Origin of the sequence: Flavonifractor sp. An4 (assembly GCF_002161755.1) — a bacterium.
Lineage (GTDB): Bacteria > Bacillota > Clostridia > Oscillospirales > Oscillospiraceae > Flavonifractor > Flavonifractor avicola.
The window spans coordinates 13,516-28,439 of record NZ_NFIL01000004.1 but is presented as its reverse complement, the minus strand read 5'-3'; the positions used below and the strand labels follow the sequence as shown (position 1 = coordinate 28,439).

The window sequence follows — 14,924 nt, the reverse complement described above, 5'->3', positions numbered from 1 at the left end:
AGGGGTCCATCTGCAGCGCATCATAAAACTTCATGGTCATGGGGCTTTTCCTGCCCTTTCTCAATCTGCACGGCAAGTCTGTCCGCATAATACACAAACGCCTCAAAATCCTGGCTGGAGCTGCGCCACAAATCATAAAAGGGCTGCAGAATACTCTCGTATCCCCTTTTCAATTCTGCAAGACCGGTTTCCGTGATAAAAATCTGATAACTCCGCTCGTCTGTTTCCTTCCGCTGCTTGCGTATGCAGTTTTTCTCATGGAGCGATTTCAGACACCGGCTGACCGCCTCAATTTTCATGCCGCTGTTTTGGCTGAGTAAAACTGGCGTGTTCTGTTCCGGCTTCAGATAGAGATGAGCCAAAAGTTCACATTCGCTGGCGGTAAGCACGGATTTCCGTAGTGGAAGGAGCGAACGCATAACCTTTTGGAGCTGCTGCTGATAATGCACCATATCTGTCCATTCCATAATTGTACAATCTCCCATTTATTTAACTTCGTTAAGTATATGTCAATTGTAACTCCATGTCAATAGGCAGGATGATCGTCCGCCAAGATAAACAGAAGAACGGGGTTGGTACTGCATTGCAGTACCAACCCCGTTCTTCTGTCTTATTTCGTTACGCTGCGCTTGATCTGCAGCAACATCAAAATCAGACTGACTCCAAGCAGGATATGCCCAATTCCAGCTATACCGGAGATAGCCGCATTCATACCAGCGGACAGCGAGGTCCCCAGCACCTGGAACACTCCCCGCACCACCAGCATCACGGCGGTCAGGTTCAGGCCCACATGATAGAGTGCCAGCACCCGTCCGGTCTTTGCGCCTGTGAAGGAAAAAGCCTTTTCCAGCATAAGCAGCAGCAGGAAGAACACCATACCCATCAGAAAATAATGGGTATGCACCACAGAGAGCGTGGTCTTGGCCGTAAAGCTGTTGAATTTTGTAAACTCCCGATAAAACACGCCGCCCACCATGGCCAGGATGGCGTACAGCAGCGCGGTATTCGCCTAGCGTTTCATATAGTTCCTCTCCTTATTTGCATTCCCGTTTCATATTCTCCTTCTTGTTCCATTTTGTTTTGGACGGCGCCTGCTGCAATGGTCGCCTTGATAAAGTTTCTGCCAAACAGCAATCCTGCCAGTAGCAGTGCAGCGCCCAGGCCCGTATAAAATACGGCAATAAACCGCTCCGGCGCCAGCCCGCTCACCCGGAGGCCAATGCCCCCGGCCATCATAACCGCCATGATAACAAAAGCCTTTCCGTCAAAAAATTTGAGGAAAAAGTGCCGTTCCTCCAAATAGGCGGCAATCCGGGCCGTGTGCTTTTTGACCAGCCTTCCAAAGATAAAATACTGAAATACAGTAAACACCAGTACCGACAACAGGGCATTTAGCACCGTAACATAGGTCGGATAGGCCATTACGCCGATCCGAAGGATATTGAATCCCGCCGCGCTCCATACCAGACAGGCCAGAAGCAGCAGCGTATTCCGTTTTACTTTCATCCTTGCCTCCTTCTAATGAACAATGTTCAATTTCCGGGATACAAAATTCCCACAGAGTTGTGGGAATTTTAATAGAGGGTCCTGCGGACGATCTCCAGTACAACCGAGGGATCATAATCCTGCCGCAGCAACGCAGACAACATCAGTGAAAACAGGAGATCCGAAAATTTTTCCGCTGTAAATGCTTCGGTAAAGGCATCTGGCCGGACTCTGGTATCCCGCAGCAAGACAGAATGCAGGCTATCTAAAATATGCTGCCAGGTCTGCTGCATCCGCCGTTTTCCATCGGATTTATCCTCCCCCATGAAGCCCAACGAGTGAAGACTGAAAAATCCGGGATACCGTTTGCAGCCGTACTCCATCCGTTGGTACAGCCAGGTAATACAGGCCTGGGTATCCTGAAATACTGCCTCATCCTCCGGGCGGCGGAAGATCTCACACCAGACGCTCTCCACTGTGGCACCCATCAGAGCAGCTTTGGAATCAAAATAGTTGTAGATGGAACCAACCGACACACCGCAGGCGGTCGCCACTGAGCGAATATTGACCGCAGACCACCCCGCTTGCTGGATGAGCTCACGGCTGGTCTTCAGGATCTCCTCTTTGGATGTAACTACGGTATTCATCCTATCACCTCAATATAAACATCGTTCATTATAGTGTTTTATTCTCTTTTGTCAAGCATTTTTGGGCCGGATGCTGCAATTTCTCTACAAATCGAGATAGCTAAGACTTCCAACAGGTTTTTAGGCGGGCAAATGTCCGTTCCTTGTCAGAACGACCAGTTCATGGTATCATAAAACCAATCAATGAGGAGGTGTTCTCATGCCCCTGCACATCGTGCGAAATGATATCACTACTATGAAGGTGGACGCCATCGTCAATGCCGCCAAAGAGAGCCTTCTGGGAGGCGGGGGTGTAGATGGCGCCATTCACCGCGCCGCCGGGCCGGATCTTTTGAAGGAATGCCGTACCTTGGGCGGCTGCAAAACGGGACAGGCCAAGATCACGAAGGGTTACCGCCTGCCTGCCAAGTTTGTGATCCACACAGTTGGCCCTGTCTGGCAGGGTGGAAGCTGCGGCGAGCGGGAGCTGCTCATTTCCGCCTACCGTTCCTCCCTGGAGCTGGCCTTCGCCAACAAGTGCGAAACGGTGGCCTTTCCCCTCATCTCCTCCGGGGTATACGGCTACCCCAAGGACCAGGCTCTAAAGATAGCGGTGGACACTATCGGCGACTTCCTGCTCTCCCACGATATGACCGTCTATCTGGTGATCTTTGACCGAGCCGCCTACACCATCGGCGGAAAGCTCTTTGCCGATATTGCCGCCTATATTGATGACCACTATGTATCCGAACATACCGACAGTCTGGAAGAACAGCGCCGCCAGTTTATGGGCTTTAACGCCCCTTCCATGACAGAAGCACCGTGGACTCCTGCAAAGGCAGCGCATTGGTCGGATGAAGACCTGAGCCAGCCGGATGAGCGTTTTTCAACAACGTCAATGTGGGAGTCTATTCCAGGAACACCACTGACCCCTACAGCAGCACCATTGCCCCCCACATCGTTGACCATCAGTCTGGACGAAGCCCTCAGTCAACTGGATGAAAGCTTTTCTCAGATGCTGCTGCGGAAGATCGATGAGCGTGGTCTCACCGACGCCCAGTGCTATAAAAAGGCCAACATTGACCGAAAACTCTTCTCCAAGATCCGCTCGGACGTCCACTACAAGCCCTCTAAGCCCACCGCTATGGCCTTCGCCGTGGCCCTGGAGCTGCCTCTGCAGGAGGCCCGTGAGATGCTGGGAAAGGCAGGCTTTGCCTTCTCCCACGCCAGTAAGTTCGACATCATCGTGGAGTATTTCATCGCCCACCAAAACTACAACATCTTTGAGATCAACGAGGCTCTCTTCGCCTTTGATCAGAGTCTGCTGGGAGGTTAATGCCATGCCCCGTACCGATGTGACACAGATGTCCTTTGCCAAGCTCTATCCGCTTCTAATCAACAAGGCAGTGAAAAAGGGTCGTACCCGGGAAGAGGTGGACCAGGTGACCACCTGGCTCACCGGATATAGCGCCGAGGATATTGCCCGTCTGGAGCAGTCTGATACCAGCTATGGGGACTTCTTCCGAAATGCCCCGGCCATGAATCCCAATCGAACCCTCATCACCGGCAAGGTATGCGGCATTCAGGTGGAAGCAATCGAGGACCCGTTGATGCGGGAAATCCGGTATCTGGATAAGCTAGTGGATGAGTTGGCCAAAGGCAAACCCATGGCGCAAATTTTGAGAGCATAATTGTCGCCCGCCAGGCGACCAAACAAGCATAAAATTCCCCTATACTGTGCTCGTAAGCCAAACAACACAGAACAGGGGGATTTTTCTATGAAAAAGAATTTGACGGAACTGGTCTTTATTCTGGACCGCAGCGGCTCCATGCAGGGGCTGGAGGTCGATACCATCGGTGGCTTCAACGCCATGCTGGAGAAGCAGAAAAAGGAGCCCGGCGAGGCTTTTGTCTCCACCATTCTCTTTAACGACCATACCCAGGTGCTCCATGACCGGGTAAAAATTGAAGCGGTCGAGCCTATTACCCACAGAGAATACTATGTCCGGGGCTGCACCGCCCTGCTGGACGCAATCGGCGGTGCCATCCATCACATCGGTAACATTCACAAATACGCCCGGAGTGAGGATGTACCGGAGCACACCCTCTTCGTCATCACCACCGACGGCATGGAGAATGCCAGCCGCCGCTATACCTCTCAGCAGGTCAAAACCATGATCCAGCGCCAGAAGGAGAAGTACGGTTGGGAGTTCCTCTTTTTGGGTGCAAACATCGACGCGGTGGAAACGGCGGGATCGCTGGGCATCGCCCCGGATCGGGCGGTAAACTACCACTGTGACAGCGAGGGTACTCGCCTCAACTACGAGGTGGTGAGTCAGGCTGTCACCGCTGTCCGGTGTTGTGCTACGCTGGATGAGCACTGGAAAGACGATATTGAGGAGGATTTTCGCAAGCGGAAGAGCAACCGCCGCTAAAGGATGATCTCCCGCAACACCACGATAAGTAAGGTCCATTTTAGGAGGCAAAGCATGACCTATACCAAAGATGAACTTGTGGAGGCCAAACGGCAGATCGACTCTACCCTGCATAAGCTGCGGGAAACCGTCAAGACTCTGGAAGGGAAAGAAGATCCCGCCCGATTGAAATCCCAGATCACACTGGCCAGACGCCGCATCCAGGCCTTTACGATTGCTGTTTCTCTGATTGAGAAGGAGCTGAAACAAGTACAGGCATAACAACAACAAGCCCGGAACTTCTTATCATCCAGAAGTTCCGGGCTGTGTTCATTTCAAAGATAGTTTTACCAGCTTTGCACGTTTAACGGTTTTAAATTCTTTCGTTTCAAGTGCTTTTGCCGCCGAGAACGGACAGCGCTTGCCGATGCACTGGTTGTTCCGGCCACTGTAAGAGCAGACAGGAACTGTCCGCTCCATCTCCACCCCCATCTGCTCTCTGGCAAAGTCCACGGCGGCCAGGATGGCCAGGAAGGAGTCCCGCTTGCAGCATCGAGGGCCGCCCACCTGACCGATGCTCTCCAGCGCCCGGGCGGTCATCTGATTGCTCAAACCCCAGGGTTCCTGGGCCAGGGGTGTGGACTGGGTAACAATGGCCAGGAACTGTCCTGTGGCGATCCCCGCTCCACAGGCCCCCCAAAAACCGCAGGCCCCGCCGGGAACAGCCTTGCCCCGGCTGTACATCTCCTGAAGGGCCTTCTCAAGCTCCAGGTTACCACCGGCGTTTTTATAGGCAGTAAGCAGAGCCGCGCCCACCATTACATGGTGCTCCGGACCGTGCATATGGCAGAATGGCAGCTCCATCATCCGGCGGAGAATGGCCACAGGATCGGCAGAAGTCTCAGAGAGACACAGACCAAAGATACTGTCCATACCCTGGGTATGGCAGTCATTGCAGACATAATGACCCGCCACACAACGGGTTTTGCTGGACTCCTTCTTATGGCAGATGGCGCACTCCATGACCTCATCCTGGGTCAGATATTCCAAAGGCGCCTTACAAATCAGACATTCTTCCCTGTTCAAGTCTGAGTCTCCCTTCATTTTCATATGACATTCACCCGCTCCAGGCTCGTTCCAAGCCCCTCAAAACCCACGCACCGGCTGGGCTTTGTATTGACGGCATGGTCCAGCAGAGGCTGGGCCTGACAATCCGTGTCCAGGCACAGATCCAGCGCCAATACATCCTCCCAGGCCCGGTTGAGAAAGGCCACCTCCCGGCGTCCGTGGGTACGGGTGATTTCAATCTCGCCCGCCTGCCGCAGATATGCTTCCACCTGATCCGCTGTAAATCCAGCGGCGATAAAGCTCTCCGTCAATCCCTCCTGAAACAGACCGGGCAGGTCCGCCCACTGAAGGGGCGTGACATCATAGCGGACGAAGGTATACCGGCTGTGACAGTGGACAGCCAGCAGACACTTGCACCCCCGCAGATCGATGACATGGAGGTCCCAGCAGAAACGCCGGTCTGGCTGCGTGCCGTAGGCCGGCGTTTTCATCTTCAAAAATCGCTTGAGGGGGAAAGTCAGTCCCAGTTCCATCACCTTACCTCGTGGGGCATGGAGATTTTCTCCACCTGAATCTCCCCATCTGCCAGTTCCGCCATCATCATGGTAATCTCCTGATGGAACCGCCGGGGGCCGCAGGAGCCGGGATTGAGCCACAAAATACCGTTCTTCTCCTCCTGCACATACTTGTGGGAGTGGCCAAATACCACCACATCCACACCGTTAAGCGTTGCGGGAAGTTCTTTCTTATTGTGGACCATATAGAACGTCACACCATCCAAGGTGATGGTAAGATCATGGGGGATGTCTTCCGCCCACTCCTTATCGTTGTTGCCCCGGACCACATAGAGAGGCGCGTATTGCCTCAACTGGTCCACAATGCTCTGTTTATTGATGTCGCCGCCGTGGAGAATGGCGTCGGCGGTTTTCAGCTGCTCCACCACCTCCGGCCGCAGCAGGCCGTGGGTGTCGGAGAGAATGGCAAGCTTCATGTAGTTTCCTCCATTATAACTCAATGCGGCGAATTTGCTCCAGATCACCGCTGCACAGTGCTTCCAGGTTGCAGAAAATCTTTTCCGCCTCCCAATCCCACCACCGCAGCTTGAGCAGATACTCCGTCAGCTCCTGGCCGAACCGGGGCCTGACTACACGGCAGGGGTTCCCTGCCGCCACAGTATAGGGCGGGATATTGCCTGCCACCACAGAATTGGCCCCGATAATGGCGCCGTCGCCAATGTGGACACCGGGCAGGACTGTGACATCCTGCCCTATCCACACGTCATTGCCCACCACCGTATTCCCTTTAAAGGGCAGCTGGTCCAATGAAGGCGTGCACTTCTCCCAGCCGTGGGCGAAGATATTGAAGGGGTAGGTGGTGACCGACTCCATACGGTGGTTGGCCCCATTCATTACAAACTCCACGCCTTTACCAATGGCGCAGAACTTTCCAATGATCAGCTTGTCCCCGATGAAGGGATAGTGGTGGGTCACATGGTCCTCAAAATCCTCTCCACCGGTGGCAGCGTCGTCATAATAAGTATAATCGCCTACCTCAATGTTGAGGCGGGTGATAACATTCTTGATGTAGCAAACGCTGGGGATGTTCTCATTCGGGTGGACAGCATTCGGGTCCGGTCCAAACATAACATGACCTCCTTAACCGTGCGTATTTCGCGCCTGAATCTCCCGATAGAATTTACGGGCGTTCTCCAGATCCCGCTCGTCCGGATGTCCCTTGGCAATACCGCCTACCAGCTTAAAGGGGCCAAAGGTGTCATAGCCCTTGCAGGAAAACTCCCCCAGCATCCGGCAGTTCTTCTCCTGCGCGATCTTCGCCACAGCCTTGGCCCCACTACCCTTGGCGCCGCCATAGGTATAGACGAAGAACACCGGCTTGCCCTGGGGCAGGTACTGCCGGGCAAACTCCACCACAGCCTTTTGGAATTCAAAACCGTAGATGCCGGAGGCAAAACCGATACAGTCATACTTCTCCAGCCGGACGGTCTGGCGGGTGGTAACATCGATCAGGTCCACATCCCCCTCGCCCGCCATGGCCTCCAAAACGTTCAGCGTGTTCCCATGGTGGCGGGAATAGTAGCAGATGGCGGTTTTCATAGACCGGTTCCTCCTTGCAGGGTCCATCCAAAGTCATTGTGGTAGATCATCTGGCGGGTCATGCCGCCGTCAATGCAGATGTTCTCCCCCGTAAGAAAGCCCGCCTTGTCCGAGCACAGGTAAAGCACCATATTGGCAATGTCCAGGGGATTGCCAACCCGGCCTGCGGGCTGCTGAATGGCATCCGGACCGTCATAAACGGTATAGTCGGTGTCGATCCAACCGGGCGAGATGGAATTGACCCGCACCTTACCGGCCAGGCTCACCGCCAGGGCATGGGTCAGGGCGGAGATGCCACCCTTGGCTGCCGTGTAGCTCTCGGTCTGGGGCTGGCTCATCCTGTCCCGGGAAGAGGAGATATTTACGATGGCCCCGCCGGGTGCAAAGTGGGGCGCAAACAGCTTGGTAAGATAAAAGGGGGCGGTAACGCCCACCCGCAGGGCGTAGTTGAACTCCTCGTAGCTGCACGCGTCAATGCCCTTCATCAGGGGCAGGGCATTATTGACCAAAAAGTCCACATGACCATAGTCGGCAATCACCTTGCGGGCAAAATCCTCCAGAACGGTCTGGTCGGCCAGATCACCCACAGAATAATCGTTGGGAAGTAGGTCAATCACGCATACCTCGGCGCCTGCTTTCCGGAATTCCTCCGCAATCGCCTTGCCGATACCCTTTGCTCCGCCGGTAACCACGGCAACTTTATGTTCAAACATGGCGTTTCCTCCTCAGTCTGCGCCCTCATCCAGGGTTTCCACCAGAAAGCTCACCGGCCGGAACCCGTCGTTACAGGAGAGCATGGCGGATTTGGGGTTCTTCATCCAGCCGTCGTAGAAGTTCTCACCCCCGTGGCTTAGGGCCAGCACAAAGGGCGAGAGGGTATCCCAGGCGCTTTGGCAAAAGCCCACAGGCTTCTCCCAGCCATTGGCGATAAAGACTTGGCCCACCTCCATGTCGCAGGCATGAGCGATGGGATTCTCATATTGGGCCATCAGGTCCTCGTATCGGGTGATGCGCATGACAGTGATCCTGCACTTTTTCATATGATGATGCCCTCACAGTGGTCGATCTCATGCTGGATGATCTGAGCCGTCCAGCCGGTGAAGGTTTTCAGCCGCTCCTGAAATTTCTCGTTCTGCCAGCGTACCTTGATGGTCTTCCATCGCTTGGCCGGGCGGACGCCGGTCAGGGAGAGACAGCCCTCCTCCGTGTCATAGGGCTCGGACTTTTTAACGATCTCCGGGTTGAACATGACCATGTAGCTGCCCTCGTTATCGAAAGCAATGATGCGCTTATTGATCCCAATCATATTGGCCGCCATACCCACGCAGCCGGCCTTGTGGTGCTCCAGTGTCTCCAGCAGGTCGGCAGCCACTTGAACATCGCCCAGCGTGGCAGGCACCGCCTTTTGGGCCAGGAACGTCTCATCTTTGCAGATATCTCGAATCATCGTAATTTCTCCTTTTGCTCCTGAATGACCGCCGCAATGGTTTCCGCCGCGATACGGGAACCCAGTTCACTGGGATGCACGCCATCGGCGGCACAGAGGTTCTGAGTATCGGACAACTCATAAAACTTCCGCCCTACATCAGCAAGGAGGGCGTGGTTCTCTCGGGCGGCTTTGTGGTAGGCTTCAGACATCTTATGGGCCATCTCACTATAATCCCAGCCCTTGGCTGTCAGCTTGGCCCCGCCTCTCTGGTAAGCCCAGGTGGCGTAGAGAATGGGGACTGCCCCATTCTCCCAAATTTTGTTGCAGAGCTGCTCCACGCTGGCAAAGAAGCTGCCGGGAGCGGTTATGGGCCCGTGGCTCATCTCCTGAAGGACCACATAGTCCCAATGTTCTTTGTCCAGCACCTCCTGCGTCTTTGCACCCAGCTTGGTCTTGGGGTTCAGGTGCTCCGACAGCCGCGCCCCGCCCCGGGTGTGATGGACCACTTCCGCCCCGGTCAGTTGAGCCAGCATCTGAGGCATATGGTTGGTAAAGGTAAAACTGTTGCCCAGCATTAAAATCCGCACGTTCATGCCCCTTCTTTTTCTGTTTGCTACAGTATAGCACAGCAATGCTAAAATTGTCATGAAGACCCCATATATTTTCGCTGAAAAGGGTGCTCACCGCTCAGCGGGGAGCACCCTTCAATCAGATCCGCAATCAGCTCTGCTTCGCCGATCCGGCACTTTCCCGGGCCTGCTCTACCACCTTTTGGTACGGCCCAATAATGTATTGGTTCATCTGTCCCTTCATCTTCTTCTGTACAGAGGGAACCGCCAGCATGGCTCCTACCAGCTTCATTTGCAGAATGCGCTTTTTCTGCTTCTGGGGGAAGTCGTAGATGCCGTGGGTCTTATAGAACTTGTGGTCGGCTTTCATCATGCCCTGCATCACATAGATGAGATCCCGGAAAATCTTCATTCCGCCCACCCCGTAGAAATTGGCCGGGCGGGACAGCTTCTTCTCCATGGCAAATACCACAGCATCGGCCAGGTTTTGCACATCGGCAGCAGTATTACCCTCATCGGTGGCTACGCCGCACAGATAGTTGCCCCCCACCTCGCTGCGACCCTCCACAATCATGCGCAGATTGCTCTCATACTGATAGTCGCCGCTGATCAGGTAGGCAATGGGCGTGCCGTGGGTAACGGTACGGTGGCCGTTGCAGAACTGCCGGTCGTCAAAGCATTTGAAGCTGGAGTGGGTATAATGGTCGGAGATGGTAAAGGCGTAGACAAAGGCGTCGGCGGTCTGGATGGTATTGCGCAAAAATGCGTCAAATCCATCGGTATAGACGCATTTCCCTGTGATGGCGCAGCCGAAACACCCAAGGCAACCACCGGCAAAGGGAAACTCCCGCAAATTTACCACCCGGCTCTCAAAGGGCAGCGCAGCACGGAAATCAGCAATCATATTCCGGAGGTTTTCATCCTCAGGAGCGCAGTTGGTAACGATCACAACGTCCTTTTCTTTGCTCTTAGACACGGAGTGCAGTACCGGCTGATAGACCGGCTTCTCCCGCCGAGGCGCTCTGGCAGGCGGTGTGACAAACAGCCCGTGCTCACAGGAAAACATCAGCTGATCGAAAAAACTCCGTGCCTCCTGCTGCCCCTGCTGGGTGAGCAGGTCATCCATATCGGCGGACAGCCCCCGCACCACCTTCATGCCCAGATCAAAGCAGTTCTCCTCCACATAGCGGTGGGCGGTCACATCATAGAAGTGCTTGGATGTGGTGATCTGAGAGGCAAACTTGCCTGAGAGGTCCACCCCATCTGCCTTGATGAGCTCGATGAGCCGGTGAAGCTGATAGGGCGCAATAAAGGTATAGACCGGATAGCAGAACAGCAGCAGATCCGCCTGCTCCAACTCTCCTCGCAGCGGAGCAAAATCTTTCTCATAAGTCTACACCGAAATGACCGTCCGTCCCGTATATCCGAAAGGTAGGAAATCGGCTTAAAAACAGGCTATTTCCACGCTCTTGGAATTGTGGTAAAATGATAAGTACGAAGAGACAAATCGGAAGTTGCGGAGGAAAATATGATTTGTAAAATAAGAAAATGGTTATTGTCAGATGCGGAAGATTTGACCGTGGCTATATCCAATAAAAAAGTTCAGGACAATCTTCGAGATGGCATACCATATCCTTATACAGTACAAGATGGAATAAATTTTATTTCTGCTATGCTTTCTGCTGATGAAAATGACACCTTTGCTTTTGCTATTACGGTAGATGAAAAAGCAATCGGCAGTATTGGCGTTTATCGTCAGGAAAATATACATAGACAAACTGCCGAGTTAGGATATTATATTGCAGAAGAATACTGGGGCAAAGGAATTATGACCGAAGCCATAAAACAAATTTGCCAACATGTTTTTCAAAAGAGTGATATTATTCGTATCTATGCAGAACCTTTTGCTTACAACATAGCATCGTGTAGGGCGCTTGAAAAAGCAGGTTTTCAATACGAAGGGACATTGAGAAACAATGCTGTAAAAAATGGAAAAGTTATTGATATGAAAATGTATTCCATACTGAATACGGAACTGTAACTTCCCATTTATCGGGCAGACAGGGAGGGGGAGCATGGAACTATCCATACAAGAACGATTGAAAGACCTGCGTGTGGAGCGCGGACTGACGCTGGAACAGCTTGCGGAGAAAACCCATCTCTCCAAGTCCGCTTTAGGCAGTTATGAGGGGGACAACTTCAAGGACATCAGCCACTATGCCCTTATTGAACTGGCAAAGTTCTATGAAGTGACTGTTGATTATCTGCTGGGCCGTTCTCAAACAAGAAATCACCCAAACGCCGATCTTGCAGACCTGCATTTGAGTGATGATATGATTGAACTATTGAAAAGCGGGCTGGTGGACAATTCTCTTTTGTGTGAGCTGGCGACACACCCGGATTTTCCCCGGCTCATGGCCGACCTTGAAATCTATGTGAACGGCGTAGCGGGAAAGCAGGTGCAGAGCGCAAACGCCATTGTGGACGTTGTGAGTGCAACGATTATGAAACAACACAATCCCGGCTTGACTGACCCGCAGCTGCGACAGCTTATCGCCGCCCACATTGATGACGACAGCTTTTGCCGCTATGTGATACAGCAGGACATAAACAAGATAGCCCTCGATCTGCGGGAAGCCCACAAGGACGATTTTTTCGGCGTCCCGGAGGACAATCCTCTGGAAGATTTTTTGCAGACAGCCGAGGAAGCCGCTAAAGAGGACAGCGACCCGGAGCAGGCGGCTATGATGTTTATCTGCAAGCGGCTCAAACTGAATTATAAGAAGCTGTCCGAGGAAGAAAGGAAGTGGCTGAAAAAGATTGCACGAAAGTCTGACTTGCTGAAAAATCCAAACCCACAGCGGGGAAGAAAGTAAGAGAACAACAAATCGGGATTTATTGCGCCGAACAACATATCATCAAGGAGCCAGACGCAAAGACACAGAGGTGAGGAACACTATGAAAAAGAGGAGAGTTATGAAAATAATTTTTATTGTGATTGTTGCAATGCTTATATTGCTACTTATCATATACATCAATCATAAAATCCATTTAAAAGGAGAAACTGAATTGCGTTTGCCATTAGGAAAGATGGTTGAAGTTGATGGACACAATATGAGCGTCTATATTGAAGGTACAGGAGATGCAACGCTTGTTTTTATGTCGGGAGGAGGTACTTGTTCTCCCATACTGGATTTCAAATCCCTCTATTCTCTTTTAAGTGATAAATATCAGATTGCCGTTGTAGAAAAATTCGGGTATGGTTTCAGTGATGTTGTCGATAAAAACAGAGATATTGATTCTATACTTGAAGACACAAGGACAGCGCTTGCATCGGCGGGATTAACCGCACCTTATGTCCTTTGCCCGCACTCTATGTCAGGGCTTGAAGCCTTATATTGGGCGCAGAAATATCCCAATGAGGTGTCTGCAATTATCGGGCTTGACATGGCAGTTCCAGAGTATTATGACAACATGAATATAAATATTCCTCTTATGCGTATTGCAAGTTGGACGGCAAACATAGGTGTCACTCGATTTATTCCGGGGCTATCGGATAGTGATGCTGTAAAGTACGGCACATTATCGGAGAAAGAAAAAGAAATCTATAAAGCTGTTTTTTACAGCCGGACGGCAACTGTAACTATGATAAATGAAACTGAATGGGTGAAGGAAAACGCTGAAACGGTGAATGACATGGGAACCCCGCAGCTTCCAATGCTGTTATTTATTTCGGACGGCTCTGGTGGAACAGGATTCGATAAAGACACATGGCGAAAAATTGCTATAAAATATATATCACAGATTGATGAAGGAAAATATATTGAATTGAACTGCCCACATTATGTTCACGACTACGAATACAAAGCAATAAGTGAAAGTATCATTGCATTTCTATCGGAATATTAAATTCCCGTTTGTCGGGGAAATAGCAAAGCCAGCCGGGCCAGTCAACGGTCAAGATGAACGGCGCATTTCATGCGCCGCCGTTGACCGTCCCGTCTGGCTTTGCTGATGGGCAATCAAGGCGGGAAAGCCCTAAAATGGCTTCCCGCCCATTTCAATTATGAGAAAAGAAACACTCCAAAATCAGAAAGAGAGCGGTCAAGCACTTTGAGGGATTGGTCGCCTTGTTCACCCATTCAGCGGGACGGCGGGTGGCGGTCAAGGCCGGGTGTAAGCCCGTTCATTTCAGCCTTGACGGTTGCCCGCTGTCCTGCTACTTTCCCGGGAGTGTGGCCACAACTTCGGGACACTTTGTCCACAAGTCGGAGCGTAGGACGAGGGACGGGGGCTTTCATATACGCCCAGTCTGCTGTTGAAACCAGACCTGTGCTTACGGCTCTACGCCACGCAAGCACAGCCCTGTTTTCCTGCCGCTTCAAATGCCCTTGCCCTCCCCGGCGGCAACGGCATTTTCACGGCAACGCCGACAGAGCGTATAACACACTACACTTTGCTTCGCAAAGTCGTGTGCCAAATGGGGGCGTTGCCCCCTTTGGAAACCCCCACAAGAAAAGGCGGTACGCTACCCTTCCACGGGGCGCATACCGCCTTTTCTTGTTATCCAGCCCTCCGGCTGTATCGGTTGAGCAAAAGTCAGCGTGGGATTGATGTGGTATCTTTATCTAAGTGAACCCCCCCTGCTCCCATTTGGAGATGGTCTGCCGCACCACATTCAGCTTCATGGCAAGTTCTTGTTGGGAAAGTCCCTTGGATTTCCGGATTGCCTTTATGTTTTCGTTTAACATATGGGCTCACTCCTTTCGCTCACATTGTAGAGAGAATGGCCCATTGCCGCAAGCAACGCAGATTAACATGGTCTATTTCAGCAATTCCTTCCGCAAATCGTCCAGATACCGCTTCTGCTGCCGCTTCAGATAGCCGGGAACAAAGGGGCCCATCCACCAGCGTTTGGCGCGAACTGTCTCGGTACAAGTCAACCAGGTTCCGCCCTCTGCCGCCTGGAAGGCCCCCTCCCAAGCGCCGGACATATTTCCGTTCTCCATGGTAAAAGCCCAAAAATGGAATGGCTCACAGGCCGTGACGGTAAATTCCGTCGCATAGCCACTTTGGGTGTGCTCCACAAAGTGGGTTTCGTCCAGGACTTCCACCCGGGCCAAATCACTGCGCCAGGCGGTATGGGTAAGATCGGTCACTGTGTTCCACACCTGCTCCACAGGGCATGGGAAATGAACCTTTAACCTGGAAGTCGCCAT

22 protein-coding genes and 1 pseudogene are annotated in these 14,924 nt (G+C 52.4%); 7 read left to right on the top strand and 16 right to left on the bottom strand.

Going from position 1 to position 14,924, the window contains the following annotated elements; genetic code table 11:
- Positions 1-20: 20 nt before the first annotated feature.
- The 4 genes from B5F94_RS03060 to B5F94_RS03045 all read right to left on the bottom strand — a co-directional run bounded on the left by B5F94_RS03060 (position 21) and on the right by B5F94_RS03045 (position 2,132).
- On the bottom strand, positions 21-467 hold the full coding sequence (locus B5F94_RS03060; protein ID WP_087327536.1) for a MarR family transcriptional regulator: 447 nt from the start codon (positions 465-467) through the stop codon (positions 21-23).
- Positions 468-610: 143 nt separating this feature from the next.
- Entirely contained in the window at positions 611-997 is a 387-nt protein-coding gene (locus B5F94_RS03055; protein WP_275533179.1) for a DUF2871 domain-containing protein, read from the bottom strand.
- A gap of 20 nt (positions 998-1,017) precedes the next feature.
- On the bottom strand, positions 1,018-1,506 hold the full coding sequence (locus tag B5F94_RS03050; protein ID WP_087327533.1) for a hypothetical protein: 489 nt from the start codon (positions 1,504-1,506) through the stop codon (positions 1,018-1,020).
- A gap of 68 nt (positions 1,507-1,574) precedes the next feature.
- Positions 1,575-2,132: a TetR/AcrR family transcriptional regulator gene (locus tag B5F94_RS03045; protein ID WP_087327529.1), complete on the bottom strand. Its 558-nt coding sequence runs from the start codon at positions 2,130-2,132 to the stop codon at positions 1,575-1,577.
- 199 nt (positions 2,133-2,331) lie between these two features.
- Here B5F94_RS03045 and B5F94_RS03040 point away from each other — a divergent pair, with 199 nt between their 5' ends.
- The 4 genes from B5F94_RS03040 to B5F94_RS03025 all read left to right on the top strand — a co-directional run bounded on the left by B5F94_RS03040 (position 2,332) and on the right by B5F94_RS03025 (position 4,807).
- The gene (locus tag B5F94_RS03040) at positions 2,332-3,447 is read left to right on the top strand and encodes an O-acetyl-ADP-ribose deacetylase (RefSeq protein WP_087327526.1); all 1,116 of its coding nucleotides are present in this window, start codon (positions 2,332-2,334) and stop codon (positions 3,445-3,447) included.
- 4 nt (positions 3,448-3,451) lie between these two features.
- Positions 3,452-3,802, top strand: coding sequence for a DUF2200 domain-containing protein (locus tag B5F94_RS03035; protein WP_087327522.1), 351 nt, complete (start codon positions 3,452-3,454; stop codon positions 3,800-3,802).
- 87 nt (positions 3,803-3,889) lie between these two features.
- Entirely contained in the window at positions 3,890-4,546 is a 657-nt protein-coding gene (locus B5F94_RS03030) for a vWA domain-containing protein (protein WP_087327519.1), read from the top strand.
- 54 nt (positions 4,547-4,600) lie between these two features.
- Positions 4,601-4,807 carry a hypothetical protein gene (locus B5F94_RS03025; protein ID WP_087265790.1) on the top strand — a complete coding sequence of 69 codons (207 nt, stop codon included), beginning with the start codon at positions 4,601-4,603 and terminating at the stop codon, positions 4,805-4,807.
- A gap of 48 nt (positions 4,808-4,855) precedes the next feature.
- Here the strand turns inward: B5F94_RS03025 and B5F94_RS03020 are convergent, their stop codons facing one another.
- The 10 genes from B5F94_RS03020 to B5F94_RS02975 all read right to left on the bottom strand — a co-directional run bounded on the left by B5F94_RS03020 (position 4,856) and on the right by B5F94_RS02975 (position 11,062).
- Positions 4,856-5,611, bottom strand: a complete 756-nt coding sequence (locus tag B5F94_RS03020; RefSeq protein ID WP_343212781.1) for a DUF5714 domain-containing protein — start codon at positions 5,609-5,611, stop codon at positions 4,856-4,858.
- Positions 5,612-5,631: 20 nt separating this feature from the next.
- Entirely contained in the window at positions 5,632-6,126 is a 495-nt protein-coding gene (locus tag B5F94_RS03015; protein ID WP_087327516.1) for a DUF6933 domain-containing protein, read from the bottom strand.
- A complete protein-coding gene (locus tag B5F94_RS03010) occupies positions 6,126-6,584 on the bottom strand; it encodes a metallophosphoesterase family protein (RefSeq protein ID WP_087327513.1) in 459 nt (152 codons plus the stop codon). The genes B5F94_RS03015 and B5F94_RS03010 overlap by 1 nt, the downstream gene beginning before the upstream one ends.
- A gap of 13 nt (positions 6,585-6,597) precedes the next feature.
- Positions 6,598-7,236 (bottom strand): Vat family streptogramin A O-acetyltransferase, encoded by a 639-nt coding sequence (locus B5F94_RS03005; RefSeq protein ID WP_087327510.1) that lies wholly within the window; start codon positions 7,234-7,236, stop codon positions 6,598-6,600.
- A 12-nt stretch (positions 7,237-7,248) separates the two neighbouring features.
- Positions 7,249-7,707, bottom strand: a complete 459-nt coding sequence (locus tag B5F94_RS03000; RefSeq protein ID WP_087327508.1) for a flavodoxin family protein — start codon at positions 7,705-7,707, stop codon at positions 7,249-7,251.
- Positions 7,704-8,420: an SDR family oxidoreductase gene (locus B5F94_RS02995; protein WP_087327505.1), complete on the bottom strand. Its 717-nt coding sequence runs from the start codon at positions 8,418-8,420 to the stop codon at positions 7,704-7,706. Before B5F94_RS02995 ends, B5F94_RS03000 begins: the two co-directional genes overlap by 4 nt.
- 12 nt (positions 8,421-8,432) lie before the next feature.
- Positions 8,433-8,747 (bottom strand): TIGR04076 family protein, encoded by a 315-nt coding sequence (locus tag B5F94_RS02990; RefSeq protein WP_087327502.1) that lies wholly within the window; start codon positions 8,745-8,747, stop codon positions 8,433-8,435.
- Positions 8,744-9,154, bottom strand: coding sequence for a peptide deformylase (locus B5F94_RS02985; RefSeq protein ID WP_087327499.1), 411 nt, complete (start codon positions 9,152-9,154; stop codon positions 8,744-8,746). Before B5F94_RS02985 ends, B5F94_RS02990 begins: the two co-directional genes overlap by 4 nt.
- Positions 9,151-9,729: an SGNH/GDSL hydrolase family protein gene (locus B5F94_RS02980; protein WP_242965558.1), complete on the bottom strand. Its 579-nt coding sequence runs from the start codon at positions 9,727-9,729 to the stop codon at positions 9,151-9,153. Before B5F94_RS02980 ends, B5F94_RS02985 begins: the two co-directional genes overlap by 4 nt.
- 127 nt (positions 9,730-9,856) lie before the next feature.
- Positions 9,857-11,062, bottom strand: coding sequence for an iron-sulfur protein (locus B5F94_RS02975; RefSeq protein WP_242965557.1), 1,206 nt, complete (start codon positions 11,060-11,062; stop codon positions 9,857-9,859).
- Between the two features lie 171 nt (positions 11,063-11,233).
- On the opposite strand from B5F94_RS02975, the gene B5F94_RS02970 reads away from it, so the two are divergent.
- The 3 genes from B5F94_RS02970 to B5F94_RS02960 all read left to right on the top strand — a co-directional run bounded on the left by B5F94_RS02970 (position 11,234) and on the right by B5F94_RS02960 (position 13,614).
- Positions 11,234-11,746, top strand: coding sequence for a GNAT family N-acetyltransferase (locus tag B5F94_RS02970; RefSeq protein WP_087178789.1), 513 nt, complete (start codon positions 11,234-11,236; stop codon positions 11,744-11,746).
- Positions 11,747-11,780: 34 nt separating this feature from the next.
- Complete coding sequence (locus B5F94_RS02965) at positions 11,781-12,581, top strand: helix-turn-helix domain-containing protein (protein WP_087327496.1); 801 nt, start codon at positions 11,781-11,783, stop codon at positions 12,579-12,581.
- 100 nt (positions 12,582-12,681) lie between these two features.
- Positions 12,682-13,614: an alpha/beta hydrolase gene (locus B5F94_RS02960; RefSeq protein WP_162612771.1), complete on the top strand. Its 933-nt coding sequence runs from the start codon at positions 12,682-12,684 to the stop codon at positions 13,612-13,614.
- A 731-nt stretch (positions 13,615-14,345) separates the two neighbouring features.
- Here B5F94_RS02960 and B5F94_RS02945 read toward each other — a convergent pair.
- Both B5F94_RS02945 and B5F94_RS02940 read right to left on the bottom strand, forming a co-directional pair.
- Positions 14,346-14,456 (bottom strand): annotated as a pseudogene (locus B5F94_RS02945) (helix-turn-helix transcriptional regulator); the annotation flags it as partial.
- Positions 14,457-14,528: 72 nt separating this feature from the next.
- Positions 14,529-14,924, bottom strand: a complete 396-nt coding sequence (locus B5F94_RS02940; protein ID WP_087327491.1) for an SRPBCC family protein — start codon at positions 14,922-14,924, stop codon at positions 14,529-14,531.